This is a genomic window from Acidobacteriota bacterium (assembly GCA_016196035.1).
Taxonomy (GTDB): domain Bacteria; phylum Acidobacteriota; class Blastocatellia; order RBC074; family RBC074; genus JACPYM01.
In genome coordinates this window covers 1-21,040 of record JACPYM010000075.1, presented here as the reverse complement: position 1 = coordinate 21,040, position 21,040 = coordinate 1, and the positions used below count along the sequence as shown (strand labels likewise).

The window sequence follows — 21,040 nt, the reverse complement described above, 5'->3', positions numbered from 1 at the left end:
TCACCTTTCCTCTGCTGGTGGTTCGTGCGTTAGCCGGTTGGCATAGATCATCACGTAAGTGTTGCCAGGCTCCATCGGCAATAAGCGCATTTGCTGTTTCTGTAAATCCAGTTCAAGGCCGAGATCTTCCATCGGGATGACACCAAGCAACGGATGTTCGCCGCCTGGTAGCTCGACACATTGAAAGATTCCTTCACGCCCTTGGATAGAAACTTTCGCATCCTGGTACACGGTCGTCTTTTGATAGCCAGCCGCTGTTGAAGTCAAAACCTGTTTCAACGGAGACAAGCCAAGCTGCTGGATGATTTCTGCGGGCAAGCATAGATGCGTCGCCCCCGTATCCGCCAGCACGTTGTCGAGCGTGATGCGGCGGACTTGATCGGCAGGCAGCACACCGCGCTCAGCCATACCTTCGTCTAAACGGTTAGTAATCGTAATTTGCGTTTTAACTTGTCCCATAAGTAGTTCATCGCGTTGCCGCGCCATGCCTCCGTTTTCGGTTGGCCGCCAAGAAGTCTCAGGTGGCTTTCTTCCCAACCAGTATAAGCACTGGGTAGGCAAAATGAAAATCAGCGCCGCTGAACTGTGCGTTCAATCCCAAGCGATCTTGGCCGACATCAGCGCGGAAAAGCTGGCGAATCTTTTCGTCATCGCCGGGGTTGGGGAACGAACCTTTCAACGCCAATTCCAAATCCACCTCGAAATAGTAATGCGCAGTTTTAATTTCTTGCAGCCCAAGCGTCGCAGCCATCTGCAAAAACTCTGCTTCATTCAGCGCTCGCGTGTGCGATGGGTCGCGCAGCTTTTCGACGTGGTTGTAAGCGTTCTGCTTTTCCGGCGGCGGCGCGGCGTCCACGACCATTACGGTGCCGCCCGGCTGGCAAACGCGCAGCATCTCGGCGTAAACGGCTTGGGGATTCAGGAAGTGATGGAACGAATAGCGCGTGACGACAGTCGAAAAGGAGGCGTCGGCAAACGGCAGTGGCAAGACATCGCCAACTTGCCAGGTCAGGTTGTCGAGTTGCTGTTCGCGCTGGCGTTTCTGCGCCTGTTCGATCATCGCGGGCGTCAGGTCAATGCCGGTGACGTGTTTGGCGCGAGTAGCAAAAGCGCAGGCGACGATGCCGGGGCCACACGCGAGGTCGAGCACGGTGTCTGCGCCCGTCACGCCAGACATTTCCAACAGCAGTTCTTCGGATTGCGCGGCAATGCGGGAAAAGGGAACGGCCTGCCGGGTGAATTGATCTACGATGGACTCGTTGTGTTGCGCTTGCGCGGTGGAGTGCATGTCAGATTCCTTTCCTGGCAGGCCGTTCGCATTGCAATGGCGGCTGCCTCAGTTCTTGGCTTTGTCTACGATCTTGTTCGACGCCAGCCACGGCATTAAACCGCGCAGCTTGGCGCCAACGTCTTCGATCTGGTGTTTCTTCTCAGCTTCGACCAGCCGCGTGAAATTGGGCTTGCCGGATTCGGCCTCAGCCATCCATTCGTCAGCGAATTGGCCGGATTGAATCTCGCCGAGAATTTCCTTCATGCGCTCTTTGACTTCCGGGCCAATGACGCGTTTGCCGCGCGTCAGATCGCCGTATTCAGCCGTGTTCGAGATCGAATAGCGCATCGTCGAAATGCCGCCTTCATACATCAGGTCAACGATCAGCTTCATCTCGTGCAGGCATTCAAAATAGGCCATTTCGGGCGCGTAGCCCGCTTCAACCAGCGTTTCAAAACCGGCTTGAATCAACGCCGTCACGCCGCCGCACAGCACGGACTGTTCGCCAAACAGATCAGTTTCAGTTTCTTCTTTGAAGGTCGTTTCGATCACGCCCGCGCGCGCGCCGCCGATGGCACTGGCATACGCGAGCGCCACCTGCTTGGAATCGCCACTGGGGTCCTGGGCAACCGCGATCAAACAAGGTACGCCGCCGCCCTTTTCATATTCGCGCCGCACCAGGTGGCCGGGGCCTTTGGGCGCAACCATGAAGACATTGACGTCAGCGGGCGGCACAATCTTTTTGAAGTGAATCGAGAAACCGTGCGCGACAGCCAGGTACTTGCCCGCTTTCAAATGCGGTTCGATGTCGCGTTTATAAATGCCGGGCGTCAATTCGTCGGGCGTGAGCAGCATGATGATGTCCGCGCGTTCGGCGGCATCGGCGACAGGCAGGACTTCAAGGCCCGCGCTTTGGGCTTTCGCCACCGAGGGGCTGTCCGCGCGTAAGCCAACGATCACATCCGCGCCGCTATCTTTCAGATTGTTTGAGTGCCCGAAGCCTTGCGAGCCGTAGCCGATGATGGCGATGCGTTTGCCTTTGAGGGCGTTCGGGTCAGCGTCTTTGTCGTAATAAATGTTCATTGCAGTTGAGTGCTCCTTAGGGAAGTTCCAGGTTCCAGGTTCTGTGTTCCAGGTTCTAGGTTCTAGGTTCTAGGTTCTGGGTTTTATGGTTGAAGTTCATACCAACAAGTAGGGAGCAACCTAGAACCTGGAACACAGAACCTAGAACACAGAACTCGATTTAGACTTTTTCGTTCAGCGACAATTCCGAAAACTCTTCGTCATCGTCTTTCAGTTTTTGCGCTTTGATGTAGGCGACGCGCGTCAGCGCGACGGTGCCGGTGCGGACCATGTCGTGAACGCCGATGGGCCGCAGCAGTTCAATAAAGGCGTTGACCTTTTCGGCATTGCCGGTCAACTCGACGATAAACGTATCGTTCGAGACATCCACCACGCGGGCGCGGAAGATTTCGACGAGGCTTAAGACTTCTTGCCGTTCTTCGCCCTGATGCGCGCTGACCGTGAGCATGACCATCTCGCGTTCGACGTGCGGGTTGGCGGTCATGTCTACGACATCGAGGATGCGCACCATCTTGCGCGTCTGTTCGACGATCTGTTCGATGACGTGGTCGTTGCCGTGCGTCGTCAGCGTCAAGCGCGAGACCCCATCCTCCAACGTCGGGGCGACACTGAGCGTGTCAATCTGGTAGCCGCGTGCACTGAAGAGACCAGCCACGCGCGAGAGCATGCCGTATTCATTTTCAAGCAGAATAGAAATTGTATGTCGCATAGTCATTTAGTTGTTGCTTGGATGTCAGCGGCGTGAACTCACACCTGCCTGCTCCTTAAGCTAAGATCATGTCCTTCAACGCCGCGCCTGCCGGCACAATCGGAAACACGTTTTCCTCGCGCGCCACCTTCATCTCGATCAACACCGGGCCGGGGATGTTCAAGCCTTTTTCGAGTGTATGAGCGACCTCGCTGGCCTTGGTCGCGCGCAGAGCGGGCACGCCATAAGCTTCGGCCAGTTTGACGAAATCGGGCGAGACTTCCAGATTGACGTGCGCATAGCGGTGTTCATAGAACTGCTCTTGCCACTGGCGCACCATACCCAAATAGCCATTATTGATGATCAGAATCTTGACCGGGATGTTGTACTGCTTGACCGTCGCCAATTCGTTCATAGACATCTGGAAGCCGCCATCGCCCACGACCGCGACACAAAGTTTGTCGGGGTAAGCCACCGCCGGGCCCATTGCCGAGGGGAAGCCATAACCCATCGCGCCCAAGCCGCCGGAATTCAGCCACTGACGCGGCGAATCGAAGCCGTAAAGTTGCGCCGTCCACATCTGGTGCTGGCCCACGTCAGAAGAGACGATGGCTTGGCCCTTGGTGATGCGATGCAATTCGTGGATGACAAATTGCGGCTTGATGACATCACCTTCTTCTTTGAACCAGAATGGATGTTGTTTGCGCCATGCGGCGATCTGGGCGTGCCAGGAATCCTTCGAGGCCAGTTTTGCGCCACCTGCCAATTGCTCTTCGACCTCGGCCAGGAAGGCTTTAGTCGCGGCGCGGGCATCGCCTACGACCGGATAATCACAAGGCACATTCTTGCTGATGCAGGATGGGTCAATGTCTACGTGGATGAACTTGGCACCGCTGGCGAACTCGCTAATCTTGCCGGTCACACGGTCGTCGAAACGCGCGCCAATCGAGATCAACAGATCACAATTGTTCACGGCCATGTTCGTCCAGTAACCACCGTGCATGCCCAGCATCCCCAAACTCAGTGGATGGCTGGCCGGGAACGCGCCTAGGCCCATCAGCGTGCAGGTCGTCGGTAGGTTCAGCCGTTCAGCCAACCGGCGTACTTCTTCATACGCACCTGCCGCAACTGCGCCGCCACCCAGATACAGCACCGGGCGTTCGGCTTTGAGCATGGCTTCGACAGCTTTGCGGACTTGTTTTTGACTGGGTTGAACTTGCGGGTTGTAGCTGCGCAGTTGAATCGTTTCGGGGTAGCTGAACTCGATCTCTTGCGCGGTCATGTCCTTGGGCATGTCAATCAGTACCGGGCCGGGCCGCCCGTTGGCCGCAACGTGAAAGGCCTCTTTGATCGTCGGCGCCAGGTCTTCGACTTTTTTGACCAGGTAATTGTGCTTCGTGCATGAACGCGTGATGCCCGTCAAATCGGCTTCCTGAAAAGCGTCGTTGCCGATCAAATGCGTCGGCACTTGGCCAGTGAAAACAACCATTGGGATCGAATCCATGAACGCATTGGCGATGCCCGTGACGGCATTGGTGCCGCCAGGGCCGGAAGTGACGAGCGCTACGCCTACCTGGCCAGTCGCTTGGGCGTAACCGGCGGCGGCAAACAACGCGCCCTGTTCGTGCCGTACCAGATAATGTTTGATGCCGAGTTCCTGCTCGTGCTTGTTGAGTTCGTCATAGATGTGCAGCACTGCGCCGCCCGGATAGCCGAACACATGCTTCACGTTTTCGCATCGCAACGATTCAAGCAGAATTTGTGCGCCACGCATTTTCATATAAGTTCTCCCTCAATCCTGGGCATAACAGTACCCGTTGCTTTTGCTCCCGATACCGTGCCCGCATTTCAAAGTAAAAAACCCCGGCGAGTCGTTTGGCTCGCCGGGGTTGCTGTGCATCTTGATTGCCTGTGTTTCAGGCGGCCCAGCCGACGAGTGGTACGCGTACGAGTAGTACGCCCCCTACTACGATAATGTTAATAATCGCGACAACCAGCGCGTTCAGGCCGCGAAGTCGCACATCAGTGCCGACCGGGCTAAGCAACGTGTTTGATTGAAGGCGATCAGACATAACTGAAACTCTCGGCGAATTGGGTTGATATAAGTGCGAATGCTTGAAAAAGCAGGCGCATTATAGTCAGCACGCTAGATTCAGTCTAGTAAATAATCTCTGCCAAATGATAAATATCCGTTATGTCCGTTCAGAGACAACAAAGGACAGGCATTTCACCTGTCCTTTGGTTGGCTTAGTTGGCCGCCGCGACCTTTTGGCGAATGAGCGCGCCCATTTCACTCGTCTTGATCTGCTTGGCCTGACTCTTCAAATCCGGTGTGCCGTAGCCTTCGGCCAGCGTGTCACTGATGGCTTTTTCAACGGCAGCGGCGGCGGCTTCGAGTTTGAAGCTGTAACGCAACATCAGCGCAATCGAGGCAATCATCCCCAACGGATTGGCGATGCCTTTGCCCGCAATGTCGGGCGCGCTGCCATGCACGGGTTCGTACAGCCCGACTTTGCCGCCGATGCTGGCGGAAGGCAACATACCCAAACTGCCGGTCAAAACGGAGGCTTCATCGCTCAAGATGTCGCCGAACAGGTTCTCGGTCACGATCACGTCATACGCTGTTGGGCGCATCACCAGCGCCATCGCGCACGAATCCACGTAGCCGTGTTCGAGTGTGACATCGGGATAATCCTGCGCCACGCGAATGACGACCTTGCGCCAGAGTTGTGAGCTTTCCAGCACGTTGGCCTTGTCAATCGAATGCAGCTTCTTTTTGCGTCCACGTGCCAACTCGAATGCCACGCGCGCAATGCGTTCAACTTCGGGCGCGGTGTACGCCATCGTGTTCCAGCCACGTTCGTCATCCACGCCGCGCGGTTGGCCGAAATACGCGCCGCCCAGCAATTCACGCACGATGATCATATCGGTGCCGCGCACGATTTCCGGTTTCAGCGGCGAAGCGTCAATCAACGGATCGTGCAACAACGCGGGTCGCAGATTGGCGAAGACGCCCAAGCCATTGCGCAATGCCAGCAAGCCCGTTTCCGGTTTCAGCTTGGGCGGATTGTTGTCGTATTGCGGGCCACCGACGGCGCCGAGCAATACGGCATCGCTGGCCTGGCAATCGCGCAACGTCTCGTCGGGCAAGGGCACGCCCACGGCATCGAGCGCTGCGCCGCCGATCAGGCGCGTTTGAAATTCAAATTCCTGCCCGAAGGTTTGAGCGACGGTTTTGAGCAGTTCGACTGCTTCGTGCGCGACTTCCACGCCGATGCCGTCGCCAGGGAGCACGGTGATTCGGTAATTCATAAAGCTCTCTTCACAAAAAAATGCCTAGCGGTTTAGGGCATCCGGTAGATGAAAATCGAATTGCCGACGCGCGCTTCAGGAGCCAGCAACTTGAGTTTTTGCATGAAGCTTCCGGCGCCTGGCGCAATCTGGTCATTGAGCAAGACGCCTTGCAGCATGGTGGCACTGACGGCGACCGTCGCGCCGGATGGGACTTCATTGAAGCGCGCGGTCTTTTCCGGCTCCGCCAAAGCAATCGGGTTGAAGCCGGGCAGATACTTGGCCTGGATGCCATAGATCGCCGGATCGGCGGAACCGAAGTAGGAAAAATAAAACGGCTCTGCGGGGTGCGCCTGGCGGTATTTGGCGAGTTCCTTCAGCCCTTGCCCCCAATCCAGATTGGAATCCACCAGCCAGTTATAACCGCCCGCCGAGCCGCCCGCGATTTGATTGAAATATGTCAGAAAATGCGGATAGACGCGCACCGTTTCCACCAGGTTCCAACCTAATAGCAACAATAATGCGGCTTTCAAAAAGCGTTGTTGCGGTTCGGCGAAAGCGCGCGCGGCTTTGGCCGCAAAGACAATCAGAAAGGGATAGATCGGCAACAGGTGGCGGTTGCCGATGTTGATCTTGCTGCCCAAGGTGACAGCCCAATAAATCGCGACCGGCAATAACAAGCTTGTCTCAAGCCACCAGCCCGCGCCATAACGCCGGATGAACACCGCGCCTAAGCCAATGAGTATGAGCAGGGGCAGCGGTGTTTTGACCAAGAACGTCACTAAAAAGTAATACCACCAGCCGGTATTGGAATGCTGGCCCAGCAGGAACGCCTGGCGGCCCTTAATGGATTCCAGCATTTCGAGAAAGCCGAACAGATAACCTTCGGGCAACAATTGCGCATTTTGCGCGCTATGCATGGCTTCTCGCAGCAATCCGCCTTGTGCCCAGTGCCGATTCCAATCAAGGCGCATGGAAACGAACGGGTCAGGTGAAAGGCGATAACGAAATCCGTAATCGGCCCAGATCACCAACGTGCTAATGGCGACAATCACTGCCAGCAAGCCAGCACAGGCCCAAAGCTTTTCGCGTGGGCTGGTCAATACTTGCTCCGCGCGCCGGGGCAGCTTGAGCACTAACTTTTCCGGCGCGAATGCGAACACCAGCGCCAGCAACGCCAGCATCGGAAACACAAGCACGGCAGAAAACTTGGTCACCAGTGCCAATCCCACCAGCCCGCCGCACAGCAAAACGTTTTGCCAGTTGGCTCGCGCCAACAAGCGCACAAAAGCGTAGACGCTGAAAAAGAGAAAACAACTCACGCCCAGATCGGTGGTCACCAATTGTCCGTGCGCCAGCAAGTCAGGCAAGAGCAGGTATAAGAGCAGCGCGGTGACACCGGCTTGCCAGCCATAAAGCTGCCAAGCCCACCACCCCACGCCACAACCCAGCAAGAGCGCCAGCAAAATGATCGGGATTCTGGCCCAAAAGACCAGCCGGTCGCCCGCATTTTGCTGATACAGAAATTCGTAGCCGAAAAGCAGTTCGTCAGAATGGCGCGGCCCGATCAGTCCCTTGCCCATTTCCATCCAATAAGGAGCCACCTTGCTCATTTCCGGATTGAGCCAAAGCAAGGGCAACGCGGCGAATTGCTTGATGAAGGGCGGATGCTCCGGATTGGCGCGAAAATCCCCCCACTTCAAATAACTATATCCAGCGGGCACATGATTCGTCTCATCCGAAGTCACGCTTTGTCGCCGCGCGCTCAAAATCGAGACTGTCAGCAAAAGCAGGGCAAAGGTTGCAAAGAACGGAGCCTTCCTCATGTTGCGCCTCCTTGATTGGCTGATTACCGAGAGCCTGAGCAGGTTTCAGCTAGTACGTATTACGCCACTGCCGTCAGGCCGCACCTGCCGCTTTCTTCTGGATGTGCGGCAGCAAGCCGCCGTCCTCAATCAATTCGCGTGCAAAATCGCTGATCGGCACGAAGGTCTTTTCTGTCCCGCGTGTCAGGTTGCGCAAGCGCCCGGCCAGCAGGTCGAGTTCGACTTCATCGCCCGTCTGCGTGCCCTCACAGACATCCGCGCATTCGATGGCGAGAAAGCCGTTGTTGATCGCATTGCGGAAGAAGATGCGCGCGAAGCTGTTCGCCACGACGACCTTGATGCCCGCGCCACGTAAGGCCCAGACAGCGTGTTCGCGCGAAGAGCCGCAGCCGAAATCGTCGCCCGCGATAATGAAATCGCCCGGTTTGACGCGCTTGACGAAGTCCGGGTCAATGTCTTCCATCGCGGATTTGGCCAGCACGGCTTCCTGATGTTCGTTCAGGTAGCGTGCCGGAATGATCTCGTCGGTGTTGATGTGCGCGCGTTCGTAAACGTGCGCGGTGCCTTTCAGATTGGTTGGTAATTCAGGCATATATTTATAGCTTCCTCTTTGTTTGTATCCTAAAAGGCCTCACTGGTTTTGTAACCTCATCAAGGTCAAGCTCTTTTCTCAGCTCGTTACGTAAACTCAACAATAACAAATCAAGCGATGCTCCTTCACCTTTTGAAGCGGCTTCAGCAAATTGATGTGCCAGATCAACCTGTTCTACTGACCCAAATAACTGAACGTCCGTGATAGCTGTTTCAAAGTCTTCTTGTTTGTATGCCTTTGCTTCCGGAATCGAACCTCGTTCAATTTTTCTAAACGCTTCTATTAGGTAACTGACCCGTATCTCTCGGCGTTTATTTTGAAGATCACGAGCAGCGTTTAACCTATGTGCGATCACCCAGCCAACCACCACAGTAATGGTTGTTATGAGTAATGGCACTAAGTTTGACCAGTTGAGCATAACTAACTCGGCTAATCCAAAAACTCGCGCGGATCAGTAATCACGCCCGTGATCGCCGTCGCCGCTGCCGTTGCCGGACTCGCCAAATAAACCTTCGATTGCGGGCTGCCCATGCGTCCGACGAAATTGCGGTTAGTCGTCGAGAGACAGGTCTCATCCGCACCCAGCACACCCATGTGACCGCCCAGGCACGCGCCGCAGGTGGCTGTTGAAACGACACAACCCGCGTCGGCGAAGATTTCTAACAAGCCTTCACGCATCGCCATCTTCCAGACTTCGGTTGTCGCCGGGACGACGATGGCGCGCGTGCCGTCGGCCACCTTCTGACCTTTCAAAATCCCCGCCGCGATGCGCAGGTCTTCGATGCGCCCATTGGTGCAGGAACCGATGTAAACCTGATCCATCTTGACCTTGCCGACTTCGCCGATAAAGCGGCCATTCGAGGGTAATGAAGGCAGCGCGACGATGGGTTCAAGCTCCGAAAGATTGATCGTGTAGCGATCCGAATAGACGGCGTCATCGTCCGAACCATAAATCGTATAGGGTTCGCTCGTGCGGGCCTTGACGTATTCTTCAGCAATCTCGTCGGCGGGCATGATGCCGCTCTTGCCACCGGCTTCGATGGCCATGTTGGTGATGGTGAAACGTGCTTCCATCGTCAGCGATTTCAGCCCGTCGCCGCGATATTCCATTGCCCGGTAGCGCGCGCCGTCCACGCCGATCTTCGAGATGATGTAGAGAATGATGTCTTTGGAATAAACACCGCGCGGCAACGTGCCTTTCAATTCAAAGAGCATTGATTCGGGCACCTTGAACCACAACTCGCCCGTCGCCAGCGCCGCCGCCAAATCAGTCGAACCGACACCGGACGCAAACGTGCCGAGCGCGCCCATCGTCGTCGTGTGCGAATCGCCGCAGACGATGGTTTGCCCGGGCAGCACGTGCCCTTGTTCGGGCGCGATGGCGTGGCAGATGCCGTGGTTGCCGATTTCGTAGTAACGCTCAATGCCTTGTTCGATGCGCCATTCGCGCAGGTATTTGGAAAGCTCGGCAGACTTGATGTCCTTGTTCGGCACGAAGTGATCTGGCGTAACCAGAATCTTCGATGGGTCTTTGACCTTGTTGATGCCGAGCTTGCGCAGCATTTGCACGGCGGGCGGCGTCGTCACGTCGTGGCAAACGATCAGATCGAGCGTGGCATTGACGATCTCGCCCGGCACGACCGAATCGCGTCCGCTGTGTGCGGCGAGGATTTTTTCGGTGATTGTCATTCCCATAATCAGTCTCCAGTAAGCAGACAAGCGTGCGCAGTTGGCAGCGACCAGGCAGCTTTAACTGCCGATTGCCAACTGTTCACTACTAACTGTCTTCCTTCTTTCCTTTGCGTAAAGTGCTTTATTGACGGCGTTCAGATAAGCGCGCGCGCTGGCGTCAATGACGTCCGTGCTGGCGGCCTTGCCCGTATAAGAAGTGCCGCCGAATTCGACGTGAACAAATACTTCGCCGACTGCATCGGTGCCGCGCGTGATCGAACGCACGGTGTAATCGAGCAGCGTGCCATCTATGCCAATGACTTTGTCTATGGCCGAGTAGACGGCGTTGACCGGTCCATCGCCTGCGGCGGTCTGCGTGCGGTCTTCATCCGCCGTTGTATCGTTAAGCGTGACTAGCGCGGTGGACAGCGTTGAAGTGCCGGCGGTCGCTTGCAGGTTGCGCAGCTTGTAACGTTCGGGGATCGAGGCGATGCCGTCTTGCAAGATCGCCATCAAGTCTTCCTCGAAAATATCTTTCTTCTGATCGGCCAGCTTGGTGAACAGCTTATACGCCTTGTCGAGTTCAGGCCGCGCCAGGTTGTAACCCATCTCTTCGTATTTCGCCTTCAACGCATGACGGCCTGAATGTTTGCCTAGCACCAGGCTGTTGGTTTTCACGCCGATGGATTCGGGCGTCATGATTTCGTAGGTGGTGCGGTTTTTGAGCATGCCGTGCTGGTGAATGCCCGCTTCGTGTGCGAAAGCGTTCTTGCCGACGACGGCTTTGTTCGGCTGTACGTGCACACCTGTAATGTTCGATAGCGTCTGGCTCGAACGGTATAGCTCTTCGGTGACGACGCTGTTTTCATACGGCATCAAATCTTTGCGCACGCGCAGCGCCATCACGATTTCTTCCAGCGAAGCGTTCCCGGCGCGTTCCCCGATGCCATTAATTGTGCATTCGATTTGGCGCGCGCCGGCTGAAATCGCAGCCAGTGAATTGGCTACGCCCAAACCGAGATCGTTGTGGCAATGGACGCTGATGACGGCGCGGTCAATGTTACGCACGCGCTGTTTGAGCGCTGAGATGATGTGGCGATATTCGCTGGGAATCGTATAGCCGACCGTATCTGGAATGTTGACGACCGTTGCGCCTTCATCAATCACAGCTTCGATTACCTCGCACAAATAATCGAGATCGGTGCGCGTCGCGTCTTCGGCGGAATACTCGACATCGTCGGTAAAGCTTTTGGCCAACCGCACCGCCGCGCGCGACATTTCTAAGACTTCTTCACGAGTTTTCTGCAACTTGTATTGCAGATGAATGTCGGACGTCGCCACAAATGTATGAATGCGCGGATGCGCGGCATCCGCCAGTGCTTCCCACGCACGTTCGATGTCTTCTGGCGTCGTGCGGCAAAGCGAAGCGATGATCGGACGCCGGCATTGCTTGGCGACTTCGCGAATGGCGGCGAAATCATCGTCCGAAGCAATCGCAAAGCCGGCTTCAATGACATCCACGCCGAGCGCATCCAGTTGGCGCGCCATGCGCAATTTCTCTTCCAAATTCATGCTGCAACCGGGCGATTGCTCACCGTCGCGCAAGGTCGTATCGAAGATTGCTATTCGTTCGCTCATATAAATTTTCTCCAAAAGCGCCCGACGAGGGGCGCAGCATAGCACCGTTGATCGCGAGTGGATAATTTATTCTTTTTCCAGTTTTATAAATGATATTTATGGATGTGGCAAGCAGATTATTGTAGGATGCGAGGCGGAATTCGTATTACCTCCCACGAAGACACACGAAGAAGCACGAAGAAAAGGGTTGATCTTCGTGCTTCTTCGTGTGTCTTCGTGGGAGAGTTTTTGGAGGACGCGAGATTTGGATTTATCGCAACTGGAAATCTTCTTGAGCATCGCCGAAGAGAAAAGCTTTTCGCGTGCGGCGGAGCGTATGCACCGCACGCAGCCGGCCATCAGCATTGCCCTCAAACGGCTGGAAGAGGAATTGGGCGAATCGTTGTTTGACCGCAGCAGCAAATCGGGCACGTTGACCGAAGCGGGTCGGATTCTGTTTTCTTATGCGCAACGCATGATCAATCTGCGTGACGAAGCGCGCGAAGCCGTTGGCGAATTGCGCGGCATGTATCGGGGGCGGTTGACCATTGGCGCGAATGAGAGCACGTCGCTGTATCTGTTGCCGCCGCTCTTGCTCGAATACCGCAAGCAGAACCCGAACATCAAGATCGAGGTTTACCGCAACGTCTCTGAGCGCATTCCCAACGAAGTGCTGGAACGCAATCTGGACTTCGGCTTTCTCTCTTACGATCCGCTGAATCCGTCGCTACAATCCTTTGAGATTTACCGTGATGAATTGGTTCTGGTCGTGCCGCCGAAACATGCGCTGGCCAAACGCAAAGGCGTGACGGTGCGCGATCTGGCGGGTGAGCAATTCGTCGCCCACAACGTCAAAACGCCCGCGCGCACACGCATCTTTGAACTCTTTGCCCAAAACCGCACGCCGCTCAATATCTGTGTCGAACTCGCCACGCTCGACACGATCAAAGATTTCGTCTTGCGTGGGGTTGGTTTGGCAATTCTGCCGCGCATGTCCGTTCAGGCTGAATTAGAGGCGGGAACCCTGGTCGAAGTACCGGTCAATGGAATGAAGATCGAGAAGCCCTTGCGGTTGGTTTACCGCCGTGAGCAGAGTCTGTCGCACGCGGCGAAATCGTTTTTGGAGATCGTGAAGAATCGCAAGTAAGCCGCACCGGCCATTAAATAAACGCGGCTGGCGAGAGCTTGAAAAACTCTCCTAGTTTCTTGGCCTGCTCTTTGCTGATAGCGCGTTTGCCGTTGATAACTTCCGAGGCGATCCCTTTCGAGCCAAAGATGGGCAGCAAATCTTTCTGCTTCAGGTTGCGATTTTCCATCAATGTTTGCAGCACGCGATGGCTCGGCGCTTCCGGTATGGCGTAATGCTGTTCTTCAAAACGCTCGATTAACTGGATAAGCAGTTCCAGCAACACGCCTTCTTCCGCTGTCAGTTTGTCTTCGCCCTTGGACATCAGCCTGTCCACCACTTTTAATGCGCGTTCGTTCTCGGCCTCGCTCTGAATCGGGCGCGGCAACACTTCAGACAGCAGTGCCGCATACTTGGCTTTGTTGATTCTTTTAGCTGGCGCAGTCATTGGCGTAACCTCCCCGGTCATATTCTGCGTGCGTTAGCACGAAACGAATATAGACCATCTTCCAACGGAAATTGATTTTCGTAATGAGCCGGTATTTGTTCCCGCCGATGTTGAAGATAGTGCAATTCCCCGCCAGATCAGCGTGCGCAAAATTGCCGCGTGTTTCCGCCAGATTCGACCAGTTCGCATTTTTGGTGATGCGATACCAGTCTTCCAACGGCTGGCGAGCATCCGGCTGGCGTTCCCAAAATGCGCGCAACATCTTCCGGCTGACGATTCGCATTCAGTTACTCTCTTCAAACGGTTCCGGCGGTCAGCCAGGAGGTTCTCATTACGAGTACCTTGACGCAAGCGGTTAAGTGAACAATAGCTTTGCGCCCGCAATCAACAGCACAATCGCCAGCAGCTTTTTGATGAAGTCCGCCGAAAAATGGCGGCTACCCAAATATGCGCCGCCCGCTCCGCCTGCCAATGCCGCAATTACCAATGGCAGAGTGAACAGCGGCAATTGCCGCGTGCTGGCGATGTTGCCGAGCAATCCGGCAACGGAGTTGAGCAGGATGAACAGCGCTGAAGTCGCCGCCGCTGTTTTGGTGCGCGTCCAGCGCATAAAGATCAACACTGGCGAAAGAAAAATGCCGCCGCCCGTGCCGGTCAATCCCGATAACAAACCGATGCCCGCGCCAACCGCCAGCGCTGCCGGTTTGGCCGGTGGGTGCAAGCGCGCTTCATCATCCGCTTGCGGTTTCACCAGGAAGCGCGCGGCGGTAAAGAGCAGCACCAATCCGACCAGGATTTTGAAAAGGTGTGCGGGCAGGTTGAGGTATCCACCCAGAAACGCGCACGGCACCGCCAGCATGGCGAATGGCCAGAACAGCGGCCATTCAAAATGCCCCGCGCGCCAGAATTGCCAGGCCGCCAGACAGGCCACCAGGATGTTCAGCACGAGGGCGGCGGGCTTGATCACGCCTGCCGTCAGCCCGAACAAGGTCATCACCGCGATGTACCCCGAGGCACCCGCGTGACCGACCGAGGAATACAAGAAGGCCACCAGCGCAATCGCCAGACTGAGCAGCAACAACGTTTCAAAAGCCAGCGTCATTACAGGTAAACCAGCCGGTGATCGTGCGAGGCTAGATCAACTTCCTCATACAACCGGTCAATCAACTCGTAACCATAGCGTGCCAGGAAGTAGGTGAAATTGAGTTCGCGTTCCTGCAAGCCTTTGTTCGGATAGAGCACGGCGAAGAGGCGTTCAAGCTGTTGCAGCGCCGTTTCATCGCGTTTGCCGCGATTGTTGATGAAGCGTGTGCGTAGGTTTTGCAGTTGATAAAGAATCTTGTCGTGGCCGCCTTTCAAGGCATCGGCCAGTGTTGGATCAACCGCGACGAGCGCGGCGCGCAGCTTTTCCAATTGCGTTTCAAACAGCCGCTCGGTTTCGGCAAAGACGTCGGCAGTCGTGGCGTCCATGCCTTCTTCGATGACGCGGCGGCGCACTTCTTCCAGGCCGCTGAACAGGTCGGTGAAATTGAGGTGATATTTGTTCAGCGTCTTGGCGTGGCGTTTCTCGATCAGCGTGAAGCTGGCGCGGGGCAGCACGACGGGCGGGACGCGGCCCAGCAGCGTGTAATTCGGACGCAGTTGCGCGAAGTAGGCGATCTCCGCCGGGCCGCCGATGTAAGCAACCGTGGGCAAAAGATAATCCTGCACAATCGGGCGCAGCGTGACATTGGGGCTGAAACAGTTCGGACAGCGCGTGACGGTATCAAGCAACTCATCCGCCGCAAAACTCTTCTCGCCGTTTTTGAGATGAAAGCGCCCGTCATCGCGGCGCACCAACGCGGTGCGGCGGCCATCGTCGAGCATAAACAGCGGCACGGCTTCGCGGCTGGTGAACACCTGGGCGTGATAGCCGGCGGCTTCGAGCGCGGCACTCTCATTGACCAATTGCGCGGCGAATTCGGGTGAGCGGGCAAAGGCATTGGTGTAAATCTCGCCCGCGACATGTTTCAGCCGGTCATCCAGCGGATTGATGAGCACCACGCCGAACTTATTCAACCAGCGCATCATCAGCTTGCCAAACGCGGCGGCGAAGTTGTCTCCGGCTTGATACGACGCGCGCAAGTCAGCGGCGATTTGCGGGATGAATTCCGATTCGGGCAGCGCAGCCAACAATTGCTCGATGTTTTCGCTGATGCCTGCGGCCAGTTTGACGTGGCCGACCGGCTTACCTTCTTTGGGTGAACAGGCGGTGTAAGTGATCGTAGTCAGGTGGCCTTCGCGATTGACTAACCGCGTGTGATTGACCTCTTCAAAGTCGTGATCTTCGGCGGCAATCCAGAACATCGGCACCGCGTTGACGCCTTCCGCGCGCAGCTTTTCGGCCAGCTTGATGGCGGTCAGCGCTTTGAACACGGTGTAAAGCGGCCCGGCGAAGAGGCCCGCCTGTTGTCCGGTGATGACGACGACGGAATCGGCTTGGCGCAGCCGTTCGATGTTGGCGAAGGTCGCCGCGCCTGCGCCTGCCGCGCGATTCTGTTCGGCCAGCACGTCGGCGACGGTGTCGCGCGCAAAGGGTTGTGCCGCCACACGCGCGGCCCGTGCCACCAGCGAGGCCACATCGCGGCCTTCTTCTTCATAAAAGTGCGCAACGCGGTCGAAGTCGTAGAGATAGTCTTTGTAAAGCTGCGAGATTTTCGGAATGGCGCCAAAGCTGATGGCAGTGTCGGTCATTGATGCTCCCTCTCCTGTTGGTGGCGCGTGTCAGAAGCCTGACCGTGAGAGAGGGCAGCCTTGGCCGGGAACGGTCTAAAGGCCAACCTTGCCCTCTCTCACGGTCGGGCTTCTGACACACTCTATCAGTCTGTATATTCTGGATAGATGCTTGGTGTTTGCTCAATCCAGAGGCTATCGTCCTGGCTCTTTTCAAAAAAACCGCATTCGGCCAGGGCGTTTTCGATGTCCGCCTTGTCTTCGTCGCTGGGTGGCGGCAAAGGCGAACGCGGCATGTAGCCGTAATAACCCGCGCGATCCAGGGCCGCTTTCAAGCCGCCGACGCCGCCTGCCGTCGTGCGCCGCGCCAGCATCGCCAGCTTGCCTTGCAATTCCTTGGCGCGTTCGGGATAGCCGTAACGATACGCCTGTTCGACCGCCGCCGCCGCGCGCGGGGCCAGCGAGGCCACAGCCAGCATGCCGCCTGTCGCGCCCGCTTCCAACCCTTCGGTCAAAATTGCAGGCGCGCCGATCATCACATTGAACTCGCGCCCGTTCAGTTCGCGGAAAACGTCCTTGATCGCCTGCAAATCACCGGAGCTTTCTTTCATGCCGATGATGTTCGGATGTTCGGCCAGCCGCGCGACCGTTTCGGGCATCAGGTAAACACCGGCGAATTGCGGGATCAGATAGATCATCACGGGAATCGGCGCGTGATCGGCGATGCGTTGGTAATGCGCTTCGTGATGTTCGTCCTGCAAAACCTTTTTGTAGTAGAACGGCGTGACGACCAGCGCCACGTCCGCGCCCAATTCGTGCGCCTTGTTCGTCATCCACAATGTTTGCCGCGTCGAAAGTTCGCTGGTGCCGACAAACAGCAACTTGTCCGAAGACATCGCGCCGCGCACGGTTTCAATCACGGCCAGCTTTTCGTCCGTCGTCAAATGCGGAAACTCGCCCGTCGAACCGAGCGCCAGATAGCCGCGCAAATCGGTCTGGTTCCATTGCTCGATATTGTTCTTGAGCTGTTCATGATCTACGTCGCCCGTCGCGTTAAACGGCGTGGGCAGTGCGGCGATGATACCTTGTAAGTTGAGTGACATAGGTTACGTTCGGCTTTACGTTCGGGTTATTTGATGAATTGCAGAAGCTGTTGCGGATGCTCGAATAGCTCGGCAGGCTGCGCGTCAGCCAATGCTTCACGCGTTCCCGCGCCCCACAACACACCTGCTGTTTTCGCGCCCGCCGCGCGCCCGGCTTGCACATCCAGCGGCGAATCACCGATGAAAAGGGTTGTTTGCGGTTCGACTTCAAACTGACGGAGCAACCGTTGCAAGCCTTCGGGGTGCGGTTTGTAATTCGTGACTTGATCGCCGCCGATCACCGCTTCAAAAAAATCGAGCAGTCCGGCATGGCGCAAGCGGATCAGCGCCGCCGCGGTCACGCCGCTGGTGAAGACGCCCAGGCGCACGTCTAGCGCCCGCAACCTGGTCAGCACTTCGGCGATGCCCGCGAAGGCTTGGAATTCAGCGCCGTGGACTTCGCTCAAGCGGTAATACTCGGCGAGCATCGTCGCGCTCAGGGTTTTGTCATTGGTGATGCGCTCGAAAATGATGTCTTCCGGCGGGCCGAAGTATTGCAGCAGTTCCGCCAATGTCCACTGGCGGCCCGTGTGTTGGTGCAACACCTGGCTATAAAGACGCGCCACCGTGGGAATCGTATTGGCCAGTGTGCCGTCGAGATCAAAGACGACGGCCGTGTATGGGGATTGAGCGGATTGTTTTTGCATGCTTGGTGACCGCGCGGGATTATAGCGGGGCGAAAAATATACGGCAAACTGCCGGTTTGGCGTGGGCCGCGGGCAGCTTTTCGGCAAACAAATCCGGTGTGCTAGGATGCCTCGTCAAGCAATCACACAACATTTATGGAACTGCCGATTTTCAACGACAACCTCAAATCGTCGGCGACCTGGAACCAACGACTCGCCCAGGCCCAAGCCGCGCGGACTTCGTCAGCCGCCGCTGTCCGTGCTGAACAGGTCGCGCAATTGGGGCGGCGCGCAGGCTGGGCGAGTGACAAGGCGGCGCTTGCGCGGTTGTATGCGGGAGTTGAATTAGTTTCAGGCTGGGCGGCAGAATCTGCCCCAACCTTCGGTATGGAGGGGTTGCTGCTGTTGCACCGAACATTGACCGGTGCAACAACCAGCGCGAATGTGTTGCGCCAAACCGCGCCGCTGCCGCTGAATGCCTTGCACGATCCGACACCAGCCGTGCTGTTGCCGCGCTTGCTCGACAACGCCTTTGACTGGTTTTCGACGGATGGCTTCAACGAGTTACATGCGGTCGAACAGGCCGCCGTCGTGTTTCTGCGGTTGCTTGATCTGCACCCATTCTCGCAATACACCGAAATCACTGCGCTGCTGGCCGCCAGCTATTATATTGAGCGCGCCGGGTTGCCGCCGCTCTTTGTCTTCAACGACGAAGTCACGTTGCAACGCTACGCCGTCGTGACCGAGACGGCCTTTCGTATGCTGACGCAGCCGTTGGTCGAATTCTTTGCCGAACAACTGATGCGGGTGTTGCAACTAGGCGGACAAACGGGTGAAGCGGCATGAAGCGCGTCCGCTTTGCGCTGCCGCCGGAAGCGGTGCACGTCTTGCAGCCCTTCTTTCCCGGCTACGATGTGCGGCGCGTGCGCGTGCGCGAAGGCATCCCGCGTTATGTCATCGGCGACCCGCTGGGTTATGCCGACCGCGATAACATCTATTTGCAAAAGGGCGCTTACCAGCCCGAAACGATTGCGGGCTTGGCCTTGCTGGCGCACGAGATCGCGCATTGCCAGCAATACGACCGTTACGGCACGTGGCAATTTCGCGCGCGTTATTTGCGGGCCTATTTCCAAAACCGGCGGCGCGGCCTGAACCACGCCACGGCCTATTGGCACGTCCCGTTCGAGATTCAGGCGCGCGCTGTCGAAGACCTGGTGTTTGAGACCTTGCAGGAACAGGCCGAGTTTTCCGCGCAACAAATGGCGCTCAATGTCAGTGTACTCAAGCTGTTTGAGCCATAAGATTCATAAAATCATGCCCGATCAATCTTTTCACCAAGCACCCGCGCATTCCGCGTTGCTGGAGTTATTGCCCGACACGCTCCAGCAATTCGCCGCCTGGCAGGCTAGCCGCTGGCACGCTTACGACCTGGACGAAACGCTGCACGTGCCGGAAGACAAGGCGCGCGCCGTGCTGGCCGAATTGCTCGCGCGACTGGATGACAATTATCCCTTCTTTCATCCCAGCTACGCCGGGCAGATGCTGAAACCGCCGCACGCCATTGCCACCATTGCTTATATGCTGGCGATGCAGATCAATCCGAACAACCACGCATTGGATGGCGGCCCCGCGACAGCCAAAATGGAGATCGAAGCCGTGGCCGAACTGGCGCGCATGTTCGGCTATCCGCAGCATCTGGGGCATCTCACCTCGAGCGGGACAATCGCCAATCTGGAAGCGCTCTGGGTCGCGCGTTCGTTGCATCCTGACAAAGCCATCGCCTTTTCCGCCGAGGCGCATTACACGCACGGGCGCATGTGCGAAGTGCTCGGCGCGCGCAACGTCAAACTGCGCAGCGATGCGCGCGGGCGGCTCGATCTGGACGATCTGCGCACCTATTTGAAAACCGGGCGCATCGGCACTGTCGTCGTGACCACCGGCACGACAGCGCTGGGCGCGGTTGATCCGTTGCACGAAGTCATCGCCTTGCAACGCGCTTATGATTTCCGCATCCACGTGGATGGCGCGTATGGCGGCTTTTTCAAACTGCTGGCGGATGTGCCGGATGCCTTGCGCGCCGAAGACGCGGCGGCTTTTCGTGCCATTGCCAAGGCCGACAGCGTCGTGGTTGATCCGCACAAACACGGCTTGCAACCGTATGGCTGCGGCGCGGTACTCTTTCGCGATCCGGCGGTCGGGCGCTTTTACAAACACGATTCGCCGTATACCTATTTCACCTCGCACGAATTGCATCTGGGCGAGATCAGTCTGGAATGCTCGCGCGCGGGCGCGGCGGCGGCGGCGTTGTGGGCAACCTTGCAATGCTTCCCGTTGCAAGCAGCGACCGGCTTGGGCGCGGTGCTCGGCAAGACGCGGCAGGCGGCCTTGCGCTGGGCCGAATTGATTACGGCTTCCGAACAGTTGCGGCTGGTCGTCGAGCCGTCGCTCGACATTGTCAATTTCTTTGCGCTGACGGAGGGTTGGCAGGTGTCGCGCATCAACGCGCTGACCGAGCGTGTGTTTGGCGCGTTGATGAATGACAAGCAACATCCGGTCTACCTGGCCAAGCTCAACCTGAAACCACAACTGGCCGCGCGCCATCCCGAACTGGTTTGGGATGCGCCGACGTTGACCGTGTTGCGCAGCGTGTTGATGAAGCCGGAGCATTTGGATTATGTGCCGGTGTTGCACGCGCGGGTGCTGGCGACACTGGCAGTTTGAGAATACGGGACACACACGGAAATAACGGAACACACGAAATGAAAAACGAAAAGCTTGGACCGAACGAAGAGCAGGAATATCCATACTGGAACCGCGTTTATCTCACCGTCATCGTCTACACCATCGCACTGATTGCTGTGTTGTGGTTCATCTCCAAGCAGTTTCAATGAATCTTCTGGCAGGGCGAAGCCTTTGGAGTGCGTGCGGCACAGGCCGCCGCTTTGGTA

21 protein-coding genes are annotated in these 21,040 nt (G+C 56.8%); 4 read left to right on the top strand and 17 right to left on the bottom strand.

The annotated features are described in order from the left end of the window. The 11 genes from HY011_22815 to HY011_22765 form a co-directional block, all read right to left on the bottom strand. Complete coding sequence (locus tag HY011_22815; GenBank protein ID MBI3425769.1) at positions 1 to 459, bottom strand: aspartyl protease family protein; 459 nt, start codon at positions 457 to 459, stop codon at positions 1 to 3. A 58-nt stretch (positions 460 to 517) separates the two neighbouring features. After that, positions 518 to 1,288: a class I SAM-dependent methyltransferase gene (locus HY011_22810; GenBank protein ID MBI3425768.1), complete on the bottom strand. Its 771-nt coding sequence runs from the start codon at positions 1,286 to 1,288 to the stop codon at positions 518 to 520. A gap of 48 nt (positions 1,289 to 1,336) precedes the next feature. Continuing rightward, positions 1,337 to 2,353, bottom strand: a complete 1,017-nt coding sequence (gene ilvC / locus HY011_22805) for a ketol-acid reductoisomerase (protein ID MBI3425767.1) — start codon at positions 2,351 to 2,353, stop codon at positions 1,337 to 1,339. 160 nt (positions 2,354 to 2,513) lie between these two features. Then, positions 2,514 to 3,062, bottom strand: coding sequence for an acetolactate synthase small subunit (gene ilvN, locus HY011_22800; GenBank protein MBI3425766.1), 549 nt, complete (start codon positions 3,060 to 3,062; stop codon positions 2,514 to 2,516). A 55-nt stretch (positions 3,063 to 3,117) separates the two neighbouring features. Continuing rightward, the gene (gene ilvB / locus HY011_22795) at positions 3,118 to 4,821 is read right to left on the bottom strand and encodes a biosynthetic-type acetolactate synthase large subunit (GenBank protein MBI3425765.1); all 1,704 of its coding nucleotides are present in this window, start codon (positions 4,819 to 4,821) and stop codon (positions 3,118 to 3,120) included. A gap of 467 nt (positions 4,822 to 5,288) precedes the next feature. After that, positions 5,289 to 6,353: a 3-isopropylmalate dehydrogenase gene (gene leuB, locus HY011_22790; GenBank protein MBI3425764.1), complete on the bottom strand. Its 1,065-nt coding sequence runs from the start codon at positions 6,351 to 6,353 to the stop codon at positions 5,289 to 5,291. A 32-nt stretch (positions 6,354 to 6,385) separates the two neighbouring features. Beyond that, a complete protein-coding gene (locus HY011_22785) occupies positions 6,386 to 8,158 on the bottom strand; it encodes a glycosyltransferase family 39 protein (GenBank protein MBI3425763.1) in 1,773 nt (590 codons plus the stop codon). A 73-nt stretch (positions 8,159 to 8,231) separates the two neighbouring features. Continuing rightward, positions 8,232 to 8,750, bottom strand: a complete 519-nt coding sequence (locus tag HY011_22780; protein MBI3425762.1) for a 3-isopropylmalate dehydratase small subunit — start codon at positions 8,748 to 8,750, stop codon at positions 8,232 to 8,234. A 4-nt stretch (positions 8,751 to 8,754) separates the two neighbouring features. Further along, positions 8,755 to 9,168, bottom strand: a complete 414-nt coding sequence (locus tag HY011_22775; GenBank protein ID MBI3425761.1) for a hypothetical protein — start codon at positions 9,166 to 9,168, stop codon at positions 8,755 to 8,757. Between the two features lie 11 nt (positions 9,169 to 9,179). Continuing rightward, entirely contained in the window at positions 9,180 to 10,445 is a 1,266-nt protein-coding gene (locus tag HY011_22770; GenBank protein MBI3425760.1) for a 3-isopropylmalate dehydratase large subunit, read from the bottom strand. Positions 10,446 to 10,499: 54 nt separating this feature from the next. Next, positions 10,500 to 12,059, bottom strand: a complete 1,560-nt coding sequence (locus HY011_22765; protein ID MBI3425759.1) for a 2-isopropylmalate synthase — start codon at positions 12,057 to 12,059, stop codon at positions 10,500 to 10,502. 244 nt (positions 12,060 to 12,303) lie between these two features. On the opposite strand from HY011_22765, the gene HY011_22760 reads away from it, so the two are divergent. Next, entirely contained in the window at positions 12,304 to 13,185 is an 882-nt protein-coding gene (locus tag HY011_22760; protein ID MBI3425758.1) for a LysR family transcriptional regulator, read from the top strand. Positions 13,186 to 13,198: 13 nt separating this feature from the next. On the opposite strand, the gene HY011_22755 is transcribed toward HY011_22760, so the two are convergent. The 6 genes from HY011_22755 to HY011_22730 form a co-directional block, all read right to left on the bottom strand. Then, positions 13,199 to 13,612, bottom strand: a complete 414-nt coding sequence (locus HY011_22755) for a transcriptional regulator (protein MBI3425757.1) — start codon at positions 13,610 to 13,612, stop codon at positions 13,199 to 13,201. Beyond that, a complete protein-coding gene (locus HY011_22750; GenBank protein ID MBI3425756.1) occupies positions 13,596 to 13,895 on the bottom strand; it encodes a type II toxin-antitoxin system HigB family toxin in 300 nt (99 codons plus the stop codon). Before HY011_22750 ends, HY011_22755 begins: the two co-directional genes overlap by 17 nt. A 72-nt stretch (positions 13,896 to 13,967) precedes the next feature. Further along, positions 13,968 to 14,714 carry a sulfite exporter TauE/SafE family protein gene (locus tag HY011_22745; GenBank protein MBI3425755.1) on the bottom strand — a complete coding sequence of 249 codons (747 nt, stop codon included), beginning with the start codon at positions 14,712 to 14,714 and terminating at the stop codon, positions 13,968 to 13,970. Beyond that, positions 14,714 to 16,345, bottom strand: a complete 1,632-nt coding sequence (gene bshC, locus HY011_22740; protein MBI3425754.1) for a bacillithiol biosynthesis cysteine-adding enzyme BshC — start codon at positions 16,343 to 16,345, stop codon at positions 14,714 to 14,716. The genes HY011_22745 and bshC overlap by 1 nt, the downstream gene beginning before the upstream one ends. Before the next feature lie 125 nt (positions 16,346 to 16,470). Continuing rightward, on the bottom strand, positions 16,471 to 17,427 hold the full coding sequence (locus HY011_22735; protein ID MBI3425753.1) for a dihydrodipicolinate synthase family protein: 957 nt from the start codon (positions 17,425 to 17,427) through the stop codon (positions 16,471 to 16,473). 26 nt (positions 17,428 to 17,453) lie between these two features. Beyond that, the gene (locus tag HY011_22730) at positions 17,454 to 18,113 is read right to left on the bottom strand and encodes an HAD-IA family hydrolase (protein MBI3425752.1); all 660 of its coding nucleotides are present in this window, start codon (positions 18,111 to 18,113) and stop codon (positions 17,454 to 17,456) included. Positions 18,114 to 18,248: 135 nt separating this feature from the next. Between HY011_22730 and HY011_22725 the strand changes: the two genes are divergently transcribed. Genes HY011_22725 through HY011_22715 form a run of 3 tightly spaced genes read left to right on the top strand, consistent with a single transcriptional unit; the run spans position 18,249 to position 20,813 of the window. Next, a complete protein-coding gene (locus HY011_22725; GenBank protein MBI3425751.1) occupies positions 18,249 to 18,938 on the top strand; it encodes a Fic family protein in 690 nt (229 codons plus the stop codon). Beyond that, positions 18,935 to 19,393 (top strand): DUF4157 domain-containing protein, encoded by a 459-nt coding sequence (locus tag HY011_22720; protein ID MBI3425750.1) that lies wholly within the window; start codon positions 18,935 to 18,937, stop codon positions 19,391 to 19,393. The genes HY011_22725 and HY011_22720 overlap by 4 nt, the downstream gene beginning before the upstream one ends. Before the next feature lie 13 nt (positions 19,394 to 19,406). Continuing rightward, positions 19,407 to 20,813 (top strand): aminotransferase class V-fold PLP-dependent enzyme, encoded by a 1,407-nt coding sequence (locus tag HY011_22715; GenBank protein MBI3425749.1) that lies wholly within the window; start codon positions 19,407 to 19,409, stop codon positions 20,811 to 20,813. The last annotated feature ends 227 nt before the right edge of the window (positions 20,814 to 21,040 follow it).